The 15,138-nt window shown below is 31.4% G+C and carries 17 protein-coding genes and 6 tRNA genes; 1 reads left to right on the top strand and 22 read right to left on the bottom strand.

What is annotated here, in order from left to right; genetic code table 11:
- Positions 1–29: 29 nt before the first annotated feature.
- From I6E17_RS06715 to I6E17_RS06640, 16 genes are all read right to left on the bottom strand, one after another.
- Entirely contained in the window at positions 30–593 is a 564-nt protein-coding gene (locus I6E17_RS06715) for an HD domain-containing protein (RefSeq protein ID WP_235236301.1), read from the bottom strand.
- A 16-nt stretch (positions 594–609) separates the two neighbouring features.
- Complete coding sequence (locus I6E17_RS06710; RefSeq protein WP_235236299.1) at positions 610–2,193, bottom strand: NAD(P)/FAD-dependent oxidoreductase; 1,584 nt, start codon at positions 2,191–2,193, stop codon at positions 610–612.
- 102 nt (positions 2,194–2,295) lie between these two features.
- Entirely contained in the window at positions 2,296–2,646 is a 351-nt protein-coding gene (gene rplQ / locus I6E17_RS06705; protein ID WP_176829375.1) for a 50S ribosomal protein L17, read from the bottom strand.
- 24 nt (positions 2,647–2,670) lie between these two features.
- Positions 2,671–3,648, bottom strand: a complete 978-nt coding sequence (locus I6E17_RS06700) for a DNA-directed RNA polymerase subunit alpha (RefSeq protein ID WP_235236297.1) — start codon at positions 3,646–3,648, stop codon at positions 2,671–2,673.
- 31 nt (positions 3,649–3,679) lie between these two features.
- Entirely contained in the window at positions 3,680–4,267 is a 588-nt protein-coding gene (gene rpsD / locus I6E17_RS06695) for a 30S ribosomal protein S4 (protein ID WP_176829377.1), read from the bottom strand.
- A 67-nt stretch (positions 4,268–4,334) separates the two neighbouring features.
- The gene (gene rpsK, locus I6E17_RS06690; RefSeq protein ID WP_176829378.1) at positions 4,335–4,724 is read right to left on the bottom strand and encodes a 30S ribosomal protein S11; all 390 of its coding nucleotides are present in this window, start codon (positions 4,722–4,724) and stop codon (positions 4,335–4,337) included.
- Between the two features lie 87 nt (positions 4,725–4,811).
- Positions 4,812–5,168 (bottom strand): 30S ribosomal protein S13, encoded by a 357-nt coding sequence (gene rpsM / locus I6E17_RS06685; protein ID WP_176829379.1) that lies wholly within the window; start codon positions 5,166–5,168, stop codon positions 4,812–4,814.
- 168 nt (positions 5,169–5,336) lie between these two features.
- Positions 5,337–5,450 carry a 50S ribosomal protein L36 gene (rpmJ, locus tag I6E17_RS06680; protein ID WP_027128732.1) on the bottom strand — a complete coding sequence of 38 codons (114 nt, stop codon included), beginning with the start codon at positions 5,448–5,450 and terminating at the stop codon, positions 5,337–5,339.
- 33 nt (positions 5,451–5,483) lie between these two features.
- Complete coding sequence (gene infA / locus I6E17_RS06675; protein WP_176829380.1) at positions 5,484–5,702, bottom strand: translation initiation factor IF-1; 219 nt, start codon at positions 5,700–5,702, stop codon at positions 5,484–5,486.
- Between the two features lie 88 nt (positions 5,703–5,790).
- Positions 5,791–6,561: a type I methionyl aminopeptidase gene (gene map, locus I6E17_RS06670; RefSeq protein WP_235236295.1), complete on the bottom strand. Its 771-nt coding sequence runs from the start codon at positions 6,559–6,561 to the stop codon at positions 5,791–5,793.
- 115 nt (positions 6,562–6,676) lie between these two features.
- Positions 6,677–7,318: an adenylate kinase gene (locus I6E17_RS06665; RefSeq protein ID WP_235236293.1), complete on the bottom strand. Its 642-nt coding sequence runs from the start codon at positions 7,316–7,318 to the stop codon at positions 6,677–6,679.
- Between the two features lie 43 nt (positions 7,319–7,361).
- Complete coding sequence (gene leuS, locus I6E17_RS06660) at positions 7,362–9,971, bottom strand: leucine--tRNA ligase (protein ID WP_235236292.1); 2,610 nt, start codon at positions 9,969–9,971, stop codon at positions 7,362–7,364.
- A gap of 30 nt (positions 9,972–10,001) precedes the next feature.
- The gene (locus I6E17_RS06655; protein WP_235236290.1) at positions 10,002–10,574 is read right to left on the bottom strand and encodes a sigma-70 family RNA polymerase sigma factor; all 573 of its coding nucleotides are present in this window, start codon (positions 10,572–10,574) and stop codon (positions 10,002–10,004) included.
- Positions 10,575–10,595: 21 nt separating this feature from the next.
- The gene (rlmB, locus tag I6E17_RS06650; protein ID WP_176829385.1) at positions 10,596–11,306 is read right to left on the bottom strand and encodes a 23S rRNA (guanosine(2251)-2'-O)-methyltransferase RlmB; all 711 of its coding nucleotides are present in this window, start codon (positions 11,304–11,306) and stop codon (positions 10,596–10,598) included.
- Positions 11,307–11,314: 8 nt separating this feature from the next.
- Positions 11,315–12,595 carry a UDP-N-acetylglucosamine 1-carboxyvinyltransferase gene (gene murA, locus I6E17_RS06645; RefSeq protein ID WP_235236288.1) on the bottom strand — a complete coding sequence of 427 codons (1,281 nt, stop codon included), beginning with the start codon at positions 12,593–12,595 and terminating at the stop codon, positions 11,315–11,317.
- Positions 12,595–13,155 carry a DUF1694 domain-containing protein gene (locus I6E17_RS06640; RefSeq protein ID WP_176829387.1) on the bottom strand — a complete coding sequence of 187 codons (561 nt, stop codon included), beginning with the start codon at positions 13,153–13,155 and terminating at the stop codon, positions 12,595–12,597. Before I6E17_RS06640 ends, murA begins: the two co-directional genes overlap by 1 nt.
- A 174-nt stretch (positions 13,156–13,329) precedes the next feature.
- Between I6E17_RS06640 and I6E17_RS06635 the strand changes: the two genes are divergently transcribed.
- Positions 13,330–14,385 (top strand): carboxypeptidase-like regulatory domain-containing protein, encoded by a 1,056-nt coding sequence (locus tag I6E17_RS06635; protein WP_176829388.1) that lies wholly within the window; start codon positions 13,330–13,332, stop codon positions 14,383–14,385.
- Positions 14,386–14,496: 111 nt separating this feature from the next.
- Here I6E17_RS06635 and I6E17_RS06630 read toward each other — a convergent pair.
- The 6 genes from I6E17_RS06630 to I6E17_RS06605 all read right to left on the bottom strand — a co-directional run bounded on the left by I6E17_RS06630 (position 14,497) and on the right by I6E17_RS06605 (position 15,000).
- Positions 14,497–14,580: transfer RNA gene (locus I6E17_RS06630), tRNA-Leu, on the bottom strand.
- An 8-nt stretch (positions 14,581–14,588) separates the two neighbouring features.
- Positions 14,589–14,664 (bottom strand) — tRNA-Lys (locus tag I6E17_RS06625).
- A 9-nt stretch (positions 14,665–14,673) separates the two neighbouring features.
- Positions 14,674–14,749, bottom strand: a tRNA-His gene (locus tag I6E17_RS06620).
- Between the two features lie 13 nt (positions 14,750–14,762).
- A tRNA-Arg gene (locus tag I6E17_RS06615) sits at positions 14,763–14,839 on the bottom strand.
- A gap of 5 nt (positions 14,840–14,844) precedes the next feature.
- Positions 14,845–14,920 (bottom strand) — tRNA-Gly (locus I6E17_RS06610).
- 3 nt (positions 14,921–14,923) lie between these two features.
- Positions 14,924–15,000 (bottom strand) — tRNA-Pro (locus I6E17_RS06605).
- Between the last annotated feature and the right edge of the window lie 138 nt (positions 15,001–15,138).

Raw genomic sequence — 15,138 nt, 5'->3', positions numbered from 1 at the left:
TTATCTTTAAAATTTAAATAAATTTAATCTTATTTATTTGAAATTTTTTGAATAGTATCTTTTCTTATTTCTTCTCTTAAAATTGATAAGTATTCTGAAAAACTTACTCTATCATTTGCATAAGTTAAATTTAAATCAAATTCATTTTTTGACCATGTTGAAATATCTGAAAAATTATGTTGTATTAATGCTTCTAAGCCATCAATTGCCTTATAAATTTTAGCTTCTAATGTTTGTCTCTCATTCATTTCTTTGTATAAATTCATCATTTCAGAACAAGTTGTCTCAGGCAATGATTTAATCCAATTATTAAGAAGTTCTTCCTCTAAATTTTCATGTTCTTTCGTTTTTAAGAAAGTAGGTATATCTCCTGTAAAGCATTCACCTAAATCATGTATAATACACATTTGAATCACTTTATTAAAATCAGCTTCAGGAAATTCATTTTTCATAAAAAATGCCATTAAAGTCATCATCCAACTATGTTCAGCAACACTTTCATGTCGTCCTTTTGAAGTATAACAATGTCTTGTTGTATCTTTTAATCTTTCTGCTACAGTTAATGCTTCTAATAATTCCCTTCCATTCATCATAGTCCTCCATTTTAATTTACTCTTCTGCTTCAGTAAATGCTAAATCAATAATTTTTAATCCATCAACAGCAGCACTTACAATTCCTCCAGCATAACCTGCACCTTCCCCTATTGGATAAAGTCCTTTTGTATTTACAGATTCTCCAATTTCATTACGAGTAATTTTTACAGGAGCTGATGTCCTTGTTTCTGGAGCAATTAAATTTGCTCTTTCGGAAACAAACCCCTCATATCTTTTTCCCCAATAATTTAATGCAGCTTTCATATTTCTTGTAATTACTTCTGGGAAAAATTTATTTAAATCATAAGGTGTTTTTTTCATTTCATAACTTGTCTCTATCTCTTTTTCTGTAATTTTTCCTGCTAAAAAATCAGGAACACTTTGGTATAATGCCCCATAATTTTTTACAAGTTCAAAAGTTTTTTTCTCAAGTTCTTCCTGAAATTTCATTCCAGAAAAAAGTTCATCTCCAAATTCATTTTCTTTTATTCCTACAACTAAAGCTGAATTTGAAAACTTTCCATTTCTATCAGAATAACTCATTCCATTTACAAGAACTCCTCCTTTTTCAGAAGCAGCATTCACAATCACTCCTCCAGGACACATACAAAACGAAAAAATTCCTCTTTCTTCCTCTTTATTATTGTATGTAAGACTATAAGTTGCAGCACCTAAATTTTTATTTCCTGCATATTTCCCATATTGCATTCTGTCTATATCTTCTCTTGGGTGCTCTATTCTTGCTCCTACTGCAAAAGGTTTATTTTCCATAAAAACTTTATTTTTATGAAGCATTCTATAAGTATCCCTTGATGAATGCCCTATAGCAAGAATTATCTTCTTTACAGAAAATTTTTCTATTTCATTTTTATTATTTCTTATTACAGCTCCTTGTATTTCTCCATTTTTTAAAATTAAATCTATCAAAAGATTATTAAAATAAAATCTTCCTCCAAGTGAGATTATTTTATTTCTTAAATTTTTCACTATAACTTTAAGGACATCTGTTCCTATATGAGGTTTATAATCCCACAATATCTCTTTCTGAGCTCCACATTCTACAAATTCTGCAAAAACTTTTTCTATATATTCACTCTTTATCCTTGTATTTAATTTTCCGTCAGAATATGTTCCTGCTCCCCCTTCTCCAAACTGAATATTTGAATTTTCATTAAGTTCACCTGTTTTTATAAAATTATCAACAGTTTTATCTCTTTCATCAACTGCTTCTCCTCTTTCTATAATAATAGGCTTATATCCATATTCAGCAAGTCTCAGTGCTGCAAAAAGTCCTGCTGGTCCTGTTCCTACAACAAGTACTTCTTCTCCTGAATTTATTGGTTTTCTTTCTATTATTTTCGTTTCTTTCACTATAGAGATATTTTTTAGTTTTGATATATCTACATCATTTTTTAAAATAACTTCAACATTATATACAAACTTAATGTCACTTTTTTTTCTACTATCTATTGATCTTTTTGTCCAGATTACTTTTTCTATATTGTTTCTTTGAATCCCTCTTTTAATAATTTCTTTTTCTATTTCTTTATCCTGATTTTTTTCTATTGAAATTATTATATTATTCACATTTATTTTCAAAAACTATCACCTCAGAAAAATTATACCATATCAGAGAACTTTAGAAAATAAAAAAGAGACCCTCACATTAGAGTCTCTTTATTTATAATCAATTATTTTTTATTATACTAAAGCGATTATTGCTAATTCAGCAGAGTCACCTTTTCTAACAGAAGTTTTGATTATTCTAGTGTATCCACCGTTTCTCTCAGCATATCTTGGTGCTAAGTCGTTGAATAATTTTGCTACTGCTTCTTCATCTCTTAAGAAAGCAAAAGCTCTTCTTCTGTCTGCTAAAGATCCACCTTTACCTAAAGTAATCATTCTTTCAGCAAATTTTCTAAGTTCTTTAGCTCTAGTAACTGTAGTTTCTATTCTTTCTTCTCTTACTAATGAGATAGTTAAGTTTTTAAGCATAGCCATTCTGTGGTCAGCTCTTCTTCCTAACTTTCTATATGATTTATTGTGATTCATTAGTTAGCTTCCTCCTTGTTAATATTATTCAGAAAATTCATTCTGATTAAGATCAAATCCTAACTCTTTCATTTTTTCAAGGATTTCATCAAGAGACTTTCTTCCAAGATTTTTTATCTTTAGAAGGTCATTCAGAGTAAGTTTTGCTAATTGCCCAACTTCTTCTATTCCAGCTTTCTTTAAACAGTTGAATGAACGAACTGTTAAGTCTAACTCTTCTATCTTAGTCTCTAACATATTGTCATCTTTAGTTGTGCTTTCTACTTCCTCTTCTTCTTCTTCAATTTCTTCTCTTAAATGTTCCATTCTGTTTCCTAAATCTAGGAATGGATTTAAGTAAAGTTTTAAAAGTTCAACAGAGTAAGAGATTGCATCTCTTATAGAAACGCTTCCGTCAGTTTCTACATCAAGAATAAGTTTATCAAAGTCTGTCATTCTACCAACCATTGTTGATTCAATAGAATAAGAAACTTTTCTAATTGGAGTGTATATAGCGTCAACAGCTATATAATCTACTGCCCAATCTTTTCTATCTATCTCTTCTGATACAATAAATCCTTCTCCAACATCTACTAAAAATTCTATATCTAATTCTCTATCAGTTGTTATTGTACAAATTACTTGATCTGGATTAACTATTTCTAGTCCGATATCAGGTATTATATCAGCAGCTGTTACTATCTTAGGTCCTTTGACAGAAAGAGTCATCTTTCTCTCTCCAGTTGATTCAGTTTTTACAACGATTTCTTTTATATTAAGAATTATGTCTGTAACAGGCTCTTTAATTCCCTCCATAACTGAGAATTCGCTTAAAACCCCATCAATTCTTACACCTTTTATAGCTGCACCGGGTATAGATGAAAGAAGAACTCTTCTTAGAGCATTACCTATTGTATTTCCATATCCTCTGTATAAAGGTTCAATAATATATTGCCCTCTAAATTCGTTTTCTTTTACTTCAGTAATGTTTATACCTCTTGCATGTTTTTCAATTTTTAACATTTGATCAACTCCTATTAAAAGGCTAAAATTATTATCTAGAATATAACTCAACGATTAATGATTCATCTAAATCGAAATCTAGATCATCTTTAGTTGGGTTTTGAAGAATTTTTCCAGAGAATGCAGCTTTATCTAATTCCATCCATCCTGGAACATTAACTGCTTCTACAGCTTCTTTTATTAAATCTAAGTTTTTAGAATTTTCTACTATAGAGATAACATCTCCAACTTTAACTCTGTAAGAAGCAATGTTTACTCTTCTTCCGTTTACTAAAATGTGTCCGTGAGAAACGATTTGTCTAGCTTGTCTTCTAGTTTTAGCAAATCCCATTCTGTAAACAACATTTTCTAATCTTCTTTCTAAGTACTCAACAAGGTTAAGACCAGTTACACCGTCTTTTCTGTTTGCTTCCTCATAAAGTTTTCTGAATTGTTTTTCCATTACATTATATATAAATCTTGCTTTTTGTTTTTCTCTTAATTGTACTGCATATTCTGTAGGTTTTCTGTTTGCGTTTGGTCTGAATCCTCTTTTTGAAGTTTTATTTACTCCTAAAACCATAGGCTCAATTCCAAGTGCTCTACATTTTTTTAATATAGGCTGTCTATTTCTTGCCATTTCTTAAATATTCCTCCTTCTTGTTAAAACTTTTTTTCGCGATAATTATGCTCCCAAAAGGGCTGAACTACACTCTTCTTCTTTTTGGTGGTCTGCATCCATTGTGTGGAACTGGAGTTACATCTGTTATTTTAGTAACTTCTAAACCTGCTGCTTGTAATGATCTTACACAAGCTTCTCTTCCTGAACCAGGTCCTTTCACTTTAACTTCCACTTTTTTCATTCCGTTTTCCATTGCAATGTTTGCTGCTTGTTCAGCTGCTATTTGAGCTGCGAATGGAGTTCCTTTTTTAGTACCTTTGAATCCAGAAGTTCCTCCTGATTTCCAGCTAACTACTTTACCTTCTGTATCTGTGATAGCGATAATAGTGTTATTGAATGTTGAATGTATATGAGCAACTCCGCTAGGAATATTTTTTAATTTCTTTTTAACCTTAGCTACTTTCTTTTTAGCCAACTTAGCTACCTCCTCACTTCTTTGTCTATTACTCTACAATAAGCATTAATAATTAATTTCTTCCTCTATATATAGTAGAATTAATTATTATTTTTTAACCATTTTTTTAGGACCTTTTCTAGTTCTAGCGTTAGTCTTAGATTTTTGTCCTCTTACAGGAAGGTTCATTTTATGTCTTAACCCTCTGTAACATCTGATATCTAAAAGTCTTTTTATTGCAAGTCTAACTTCTTTTCTTAAGTCTCCTTCTACTTTTAGACCATCAATGATTCCTCTGATTTTGTTTAATTCCTCTTCTGTTAAATCTTTTACTCTAGTATCAAAGTTAACTCCTGCTTGAGTTAAAATGTCTTGAGCAGTCTTTTTTCCGATTCCGTAGATATAAGTTAAAGAGATTTCTACTCTCTTATTTCTAGGTACATCTACACCAGCAATTCTAGCCAAATTGTTTCCTCCTCTTCACAAAAATTTTTATATATTCGCTGACATCTGTGGTCAGCCAACACTTTCTTCGACATGCCTTACTTTATGTAAGAACAGGCTCTACAGCTCTGCATGTCTTTACAGTACTTCCAATGTCAGTACTAAATTTGTTCCAGTAAAATAATCAAACTATCCTTGTACTTGTTTATGCTTAGGATTTTCACAGATTACTCTGATTTTCCCATGTCTTCTGATTACTTTACATTTGTCACAAATAGGTTTAATTGATGTTCTTACTTTCATCTCTACCTCCTTTTTCGTGATGTAACATAAAAACTACTTCTTTCTATACACTATTCTTCCTCTTGATAAGTCATAAGGCGAAATTTGAACAGTTACTTTATCTCCTGGAAGGATTTTAATGTAATTCATTCTCATTTTTCCTGAAATATGACCTAAAATAGTGTGCCCATTCTCTAAACTTACTTTAAACATCGCATTTGGAAGGGCCTCAAGAATAGTACCTTCTAATTCGATAACATCTTTTTTTGACATAACTCCTCCTACCGAACAGAAATTCATATCATATTACCATATATAACAAAAAAAGTCTATATTTTTTTGAAAAATTTTTAAGATTTTTTTAATCTTTTTTGCTTAGTATCACAGGCTTTCCATCAATGATTGCAATGGAGTGCTCAAAATGTGCGGATTTCTTGCCATCTTTTGTCACCACTGTCCAACCATCAGGAAGCATATTTATTTTATATGTTCCAACATTGACCATAGGCTCAATTGCAAGAACCATTCCATTTTCAATTTTAAGCCCTCTTCCTCTTCTTCCATAGTTTGCAATTATAGGATCTTCATGCATATCAAGTCCAACTCCATGTCCTGCATAGTCTCTTACAACTGAAAATCCATTTTTCTCAACATAACTTTGAATAGCATGTCCTATATCACCAAGTCTGTTTCCTACAACAGCTGCTTCTATTCCTATTTCTCTTGCTTTTTCTGTTACTTCTAAAAGTCTTCTGCTTTCTTCGTCAATTTCTCCAACTGGATATGTTATCGCAGCATCTCCATAGTATCCATCAAGAATAGTTACTGTGTCAACACTTACTATATCTCCTTCTTTAAGAATTACATCTTTGCTTGGCACACCATGAACAACAGCTTCATTTACAGAAATACATGTTCCTGCAGGAAAAGCTCCGTAAGGTCCAGGAACACCAATACACCCAGGAATTGCCCCCTGAGATCTTATGTAATCTTCTACTATTTTATTAAGCTCATAAGTTGAAACTCCAGGCTTAATATGTGGAGGAAGAATATCTTCATACAATCTAGCTATAATCTGATTTGCCTTTTTTATTCCCTCTATGTCCTTCATAGTTTTTATTACTACTGGCATTATTTTTCCTTTCTTTCTTATAAAAATAAATTTCTTAAATTTACCCTGCACAAAAATATGCAGGGCAGATTTTTATTTATTCATTGACTTTTAGTATAAACAAAGAAAATGAATACTATCCTAAAATATTAAATATTTCTTTTGTTATTTCTTCTATATCTTTAGTTCCATCAAGATCTGCAAGGATTCCTCTTTCCATATAGAAGTCAAATAATGGAGCTGTCTGAGCATGATATTCAGAAAGTCTTTTTGTTACAGTTTCTGCTGTATCATCTTTTCTTTGAATTAATTCTCCACCACATAAATCACATACTCCATCTTCTTTAGCTGGGTTAAATTCAACATGGAAAGATGCTCCGCAATCTTTACATACTCTTCTTCCTGTTACTCTTCCAACTATTAATTCATCTGGAACATTTAATGATATTACTTTATCTAATTTTATTCCCATTTCTTTCATTAAAACTTCAAGAGCTTCTGCCTGAGCAAGAGTTCTTGGGAATCCATCAAGGATAAATCCTTTTTTACAATCATCCATTGAAAGTCTTTCTTTTATAATTCCGATTATTGTAGAATCAGGAACTAATTTTCCAGCTTCCATAAATTGTTTAGCTTCAAGTCCCATAGGTGTTCCTTCTTTAACAGCAGCTCTTAATATATCTCCTGTAGAAATTTGAGGAATTCCATATTTCTCAATTATAAATTTTGCTTGTGTTCCTTTTCCTGCTCCTGGAGCTCCAAATAACATAATGTTCATAAAATTCATCTCCTTAAAATATTTATATTTATATTTTTATTTTTTATTTCACAACTATATTAACTATTTTTCCTGGAACAACTATAACTTTTGCTACAGTTTTTCCTTCTGTATGTTTTTGTACATTTTCAACAGCAAGAGCCATCTTTTCAATATCTTCTTTAGAAGCTGTTCTTTCAACTGAAATTGAACCTCTTACTTTTCCATTAACTTGAATTGCCATTGTAATTTCATCTGCAACAGTTAATTTTTCATCATATTCAGGCCAAGGAGCATTGAATAAGAATCCTTCCTCTCCCATAGCTTCCCATAGTTCATCACAGAAATGAGGTACAAATGGAGAAAGCATTATTACTATATTTCTTAAAACTTCTCCAAATATTTTCTGAGATTCTGTACTTTCTTTATCTGTTCCAAGAACATTATTTCTAAATTCATATACATCATTAATAAGTTCCATATTTCCTGCTATTGATGTATTGAAGTGATAGTTATCTTCTATTGCTTCTGTTACTCTTTTTATAGTTTGATGAAGTTTTCTTACAAGAGCTTTATCTTCTTTAGAAAGTTTAGAGTAATCTATTTTTTCATCTTTTATCATATCTATATTTTCAAGAACTACTCTCCATACTCTGTTTAAAAATCTTGAAGCTCCAGCAAGTCCATTTTCGTTCCATTCAAGTTCTTTTTCAGGAGGTGCAGTAAACATGATAAATAATCTTGTTGTATCTGCTCCATATTTCTGAATCATAACTTCAGGATCCACTCCATTATTTTTAGATTTTGACATTTTTTCAACTTTAACTACAAGTTCTTCACCTGTTTCAAGAGAATATGCTTTATCTCCTGCTGTTCTTACTTCATGTGCAAATAAGAATCTGTTTTCTTTTTCAGAATAATATGAAGGTCCTAATACCATTCCTTGTGTTAGAAGTCTCTTAAATGGTTCGTTTGCTTTTAAAAGTCCTAAATCTCTTAAAACTTTTGTAAAGAATCTTGCATAAAGAAGGTGCATTACAGCATGTTCTACTCCACCAATATACTGATCAACTGGTGTCCAGCTGTCAACTGCCTCTCTTCCAAAAGGAAGTTCTACATTTTTAGGATCACAATATCTTAAGAAATACCAAGATGAATCTACGAAAGTATCCATAGTATCAGTTTCTCTTCTTGCAGGACCACCACATATAGGACATACTGCATGTTTGTATTTTTCAGAAGTTTCTATAGGATTTCCATTTCCTGTAAATTCTACATCTTCAGGAAGCATTACTGGAAGATTTTCATCTTTTTCCATAACCATTCCACATTTTTCACAATATAAAGCTGGAATAGGAGTTCCCCAATATCTCTGTCTTGAAATTCCCCAGTCTTTTAATCTGTATTTAACTGTTTTTTCTCCTACACCTTTTGCAGTGACATAATCAGCTATTTTTTCAAGTGCTTCCTTTGAATTCATTCCATTAAATTCTCCAGAATTTGTCATAATTCCTTCTTCAGTCATAGCTGCTGTCATTTCATCTGCATTCAGAATTATTTCTTCTTTAGTCTCTTTGTTATATCCGTTAATAACAACTTTTCTTGGAAGATTATATTTTTTAGCAAAAGCAAAGTCTCTGTCATCATGAGCAGGAACTGCCATTACTGCCCCTGTTCCATAGTTCATAAGAACATAATCTGCTGCCCATAACTGAACTTTATCTCCTGTCACAGGATTTATTACATGCCATCCTGTAAATACCCCATTTTTCTCTTTTCCTTCTGCTGTTCTTTCAATCATATCCATATTTCTCATATTATGAATTGCTTCTTTTATAGAAGGATTTACTTTTATTATTTCTTCAATAATAGGATGTTCTGGTGCTACGACACAATAAGTTACACCATGGATTGTATCTATTCTTGTTGTAAACATAGGAAGTTTTTCTCCTGTCTCTGCAACAGTAAATACTATCTCAGTTCCAAAAGATTTTCCTATCCAGTTCTTTTGCATAGCAAGAACTTTTTCAGGCCATCCTTCTCTAAGTTCTTCATGTCCTGTTAAAAGTTCATCTGCATAATTTGTTATTCTAAAGAACCATTGTTCTAAATCTTTTTGAATTACTTTAGTTTTTGAATGTCTCCAGCAGTAACCATCTTCAACTTGTTCATTTGCAAGAACTGTTTGACAGTCAGGGCACCAGTTTACAGTTGATTTCTTTTTATAAACAAGTCCTTTATCATACATTCTTTTGAATATCCATTGGTTCCATCTGTAATATTCAGGTGTGTATGTTGCCACCTCTCTGTCCCAGTCATAAGAAAGCCCCATTAATTTTAACTGTCTTCTCATATTTTCAATATTTGATTTTGTCCATTTAGCTGGGTGTGCTCCGTGCTGAATAGCTGCATTTTCTGCTGGAAGTCCAAAAGAATCCCATCCCATTGGATGAAGAACATTATATCCTTTCATTTTTTTATATCTAGCTATAACATCACCTATAGTATAGTTTCTAGCATGTCCTACATGCAAATTTCCTGACGGATATGGAAGCATCTCTAAAACATAATAATTTTCTTTTCCTTCTTCTTTATCATTAGTTTTAAAGAGAGAGTTAGAGCTCCACTTTTCCTGCCATTTCTTTTCAACTTCTTTGAAGTTATATTCTCTCATCTTACACCTCTCTTGCTTTATTTTTATTTTCTAGTCTTTAAGCCAATTTTTTACTTTAGCTTTTATTCTTTGATATGTGTTATCTACTACCTTATTTGATTTTCCTATTTTATCTGCTATTTCTCCATAATTATAGCCTTTTATCAAGTAATCTAAAACCTCTTTTTCAAGAGCACTAAAATGCTCTTTTGAATATTTCCCAAACTCTTCAAGAAGTTCTTTATAAAGATATTCTTCTTCTGCATTTGATCCTGTTTCTACATAAATTTTATCATCTGTTATCTCATCAGATGAAAAATATGTAGTATTAAGAACTTGATTTTTCTTAGCATTTGAATTTTTTATAGCTGTTATTATCTGTCTTCTCATACACATTATTACAAAAGTTTTAAATGATGTATCCTTATCAAAATCAAAACTTTTTATTCCTTTAAGGAGACCTATCATCCCTTCTTGTATAAGATCATCTCTGTCCCCATCTGCCAGATAATAATTTTTTGTACTTATATATAAATATTTTTCATATTTTTTTAAAAGCATTTCAAAGCTTTCATCATCACCAGCTTTTGCTTTTTTTAGTGCATCAATTTCTGCAGCATCCACAAAAATAACCCCCTTATATACTTAGTATATTGATTTTGCTACTTCAGAAAGTAATATTCCCCCTGCTACAGATACATTTAATGAATTTATTTTTCCATGCATTGGAATTTTTATTAAAATATCGCAGTTATCCTTAACTTTTTTTCTGATTCCAAATCCTTCGCTTCCAAGTACTATTACTGTTTTCTCTGGATATTTTTCTTCATAGTATACTTTTGCTCCATCTCCCTCTGCTCCGTATATCCAATATCCTAATTTTTTCAGATTATTTAATGTATCACTTATATTTGTAACTTTTACTATATCCACATATTCTATTGCTCCTGTTGAAGTTTTTACAACAGTTTCATTTATATGGACAGAATTTCTTTCAGGAATTATTATTCCTAAAACTCCAAATATCTCTGCACTTCTTATAAGAGCACCAAAATTTCTTGGATCTTGAACTCCATCAAGAACAAGAATTATTCCCTTATCTTTAAGAGCTGCTTTTTCAAGAAATTCTCCTATTTCAACATAATAGTCATAAGAATTTATATATGCTACAACTCCCTGAGAGTTATCTACTTTTTTCTTTATAAACTGAACTTTTATATTTCTCTCAGATGCTTTTCTTTTTATTATATTAATCTTATCTTCTCTAAGTCCCTGAAAAATTTCTATTTTTTCTATATTTTTATCTTTATTTTCCAAAACTTCCATAACTGGATTTATTCCGATTATTTTTTCCATAGTTCTCCTTATACTTCTTCTTTTATTCTCTCTATATCAGCACCAAGAGCTTTCAGTCTAAGTTCAAGTTTCTCGTATCCTCTGTCAACATGATATATTCTGTTTACAACACTTTCTCCCTCTGCTTTAAGTGCAGCTAAAATAAGAGAAGCTCCTGCTCTTAAATCACTTGCCATTACTTTAGCAGAAGAAAAATTTTCTATTCCATTTATTACTGCCATATTTCCTTCTGTTGAAATATCACATCCCATTCTGTTTAGTTCAGGTACATGCATAAATCTGTTTTCAAAAATTGTTTCTTTTATTTCACTGCTTCCTTTTATAAGGCACATAAGAGTCATCATAGGAGACTGTAAATCTGTAGGGAATCCTGGATATGGCATTGTTGTAACTTTCACTGGTTTAAGATCTTTAAGTTTAGAGGTTACTTTAAATATTCCGTCTTTTATCTCGTAAGTCACTCCCATTTCATTGAGCTTCATAAGAAAACTTTCAAGACATTTAGGATCTACTCCCTTAACTTCTATATCTCCATCAAACATTACAGCTGCAATAACAAAAGTTCCTGCAACAATTCTGTCTGCCATAACACTGTATTCACATGGTGTAAGTTTTTCAACTCCAGTTATTTCTAATCTTCCTCCACCTATTCCTTCTATTTTTGCTCCCATTTTATTAAGGAAATGGCATAAATCATCTATTTCAGGTTCTCTTGCAGCATTTTCTATAATTGTAACTCCCTCAGCTCTTACTGCTGCCATTATAATATTTTCTGTTGCTCCTACACTTGGAAAATCTAAAACTATTTTATTCCCTTTAAGCTTTGTCCCTTCCAAAACTTTTCCTTCAACATAACCATGATCTATTGTAATTTCAACTCCCAAGGCTTCAAATCCTTTTAAGTGAAGATCAACTGGTCTTGCTCCAATTGCACAGCCTCCAGGAAGAGAAACTCTTCCCCTTCCACAATGGGCAAGCATAGGTCCCATAACAAGAAAAGAGGCTCTCATTTTTTTTACAAGCTCATAAGAAGCTTCCAAACTTCTCAGCCCACTGTTTATAATCTTATAATTATTTTTATCAAGTTTTTCTATAGAAAGTCCAAGGCTTTCTAAAAGTTTTATAAGTGTCCTTATATCCATAAGATCAGGAACATTATTAAGAATATATGTTCCTCTCTCTATAAGTGTTGCAATAAAAATAGGCAGAGCTGCATTTTTAGCTCCCTCTACCTCCAAAATTCCTTTAAGTTTTTTCCCACCTTTTACTTTAAAAGCTTCTACCGCCATTATTCCTTATTACCTTTCCTTTCCTCTTCACATATTGGGCATTTTTTCCCAATCATCCTGTCCAAAATATCTAATTTATCAAAACGCTCTGCATAAAGAGGTATCTTATCCAAAAGCATTGTAAAATGCTTTCTGCATATTCTTTGCCCCTCATATTTTGAAAAACAAGCAGGAAGTCCTAAATCTTCATAAGGCTGGCTTCTTTTCTCAAGAATTACATCTTTATCTGCATTATCAAAAGAAAGTTTGGAAACAACTACAAGCCCCACTTCTCCCACAAAAGAAAGACCGTCAACAAGCCTGTACTTTATTCCAATTTTCTCAGCTTCATCTATATATACCTTAACCTTTTTAAGAGGAATGTTTCTGCTTATTTTCAAAAGAACAGCATCTTCTCTTTTCATTGCAGCAGCAACCTCTCTAAGCATTTTCCCATCCAGTTCCTGTTTTTTCACTGCAAGAATTACATTTTCTTTAAATTCTCCAAGGAAATAGTTTTTCTCTACTTGAACCTGCTGAAATTTTATTCTTGCCTTTTCTTTTTCATCAAATAGTTCCATTCTGTACTATATTCCTTTCTGATTTAAGCATCAAGTTTTTATAATAATTATAACACAAAACAGTAAACTTTAAAATAAAATTGGTCACAAGATGGAAAAATGATATAATTTTATTGAAACATCAATAAAATTATATTTAAGATATAAAGCAAAAATAATTCACGGAGCTATTTTATGAAAAAATTTTTAATTTGTATATGCTTTCTAATTTCTATTTTTTCTTATTCTAAAGAAGTTGAAATAGAATTTCATTTTGATATTGACTCTGGTATTATTTATTATAGTAATGCTGATATAGATTCAATAGGAAACCTTACCACCATTGACTTTAACAAAAAAGATGTAAAAGTAATATTAAAAGATGGAATTTATCTTTTTGGATTTTACGATGGAAAAGATAGATATCTCTTTAAAAAATTCTATATAACTGATGACAGAAGCTTTGATATATCATTTGTTCCTAAAAAATCTATTTTCATTGAAGGTGTTATTACAGAAAATAAAAAACCTTTAAAAAATATTAAAATAACATTCGCTGATTCTATGGGAAGAGAATACTCTGCTGTAAGTTCAGATGAAGGAAGATATTCTATTAATCTTCCTCCTGAAAACTATCTTATTATCAGTTCACAATTTGGGTATGAAGTTTTAGAAGAAAAAAATACTTTTAATTTTTCTCAACCAAATAAGTCATATAATATACCTATACCTGTAGAAAAATCTCCTGGAAAAATAAAAGGAAAGGTTCTGAATAATAGTGGGCAATCTGTTCCTTATGTAGAAATTCTTGTTTCAAACAATAAAGAAAATAAAACAGTTTATTCTGATAAAAATGGAAATTTTACTATTTTTCTTAAAGAAGGAATTACTTCTATGAAAATTTCAAAGGAAGGATATGATTCAAGAGGATTTATTGGAAAATTTTCTAGAAAAGATACAATTTCTTTAAAAACTTTTACTCTAAACAAAAAAACATATTTTATTTCAGGAACTGTTGCAAATGAAATCCTTCCTGTTAGAGAACTTGAAATTTATCTCTTTTCTCAAAAAGGAGCTCTTTTAGATAAATCTACTACAAATGAAAATGGAAATTTTAAATTTTTAAATATTAAAAATGAAAAGGTATATATTTATATACCTGAAAATGATTTTTATGAAGAGTATAAATCAGATTTTTTCTCTCTTGATAAAAGTATTTCAAATATGATTATTTCTATTAAAAAGAAATAAATTTTACTGGGGTTGCTATATTTTTTTAATTTAAAACATCCCCAGTTTTTATTTTTTCTTTAATACAAAAAATAAAAAAACTGTTGATTTCTCAACAGCTTAGTTTTTAAATGGTGCGAAGAGAGGGACTTGAACCCTCACGTCGGAGACACTAGATCCTAAGTCTAGCGCGTCTGCCAATTCCGCCATCCTCGCATATTTATTGGTGCGTCATACTGGATTTGAACCAGTGACAACACGATTAAAAGTCGTGTGCTCTACCTACTGAGCTAATGACGCATATTAAGTTGGGGTGGCTAACGAGACTTGAACTCGCGACAACCAGTGCCACAAACTGGCGCTCTACCAACTGAACTATAGCCACCACTTTTAAATAATGGCGTGTCTGAAGGGATTCGAACCCCTGACCCACGCCTTAGAAGGGCGTTGCTCTATCCAGCTGAGCTACAGACACAAAAATGGAGCGGGAAACGAGGGTCGAACTCGCGACATTCAGCTTGGAAGGCTGACGCTCTACCAACTGAGCTATTCCCGCATCTGGTCGGAATAGCAAGATTCGAACTTGCGGCCCCCTGCTCCCAAGGCAGGTGCGCTACCGGACTGCGCTATATTCCGACGTCCCTTAAGACAAGAGTAATGATACCATAGATATAAAATTCTGTCAACAAATTTTTTTAATTTTTTTTAAAAAATTTTTTATTATTTTATCCATCCTTTTATTTTCAATACTTTTCTAAATAACTTGAATATTGC

The organism is Fusobacterium perfoetens (assembly GCF_021531595.1).
In the GTDB taxonomy this organism is placed as follows: Bacteria; Fusobacteriota; Fusobacteriia; order Fusobacteriales; family Fusobacteriaceae; genus Fusobacterium_B.
Note: the sequence above shows the minus strand (reverse complement) of the source record. Positions and strands in the feature narration are given on the sequence as shown.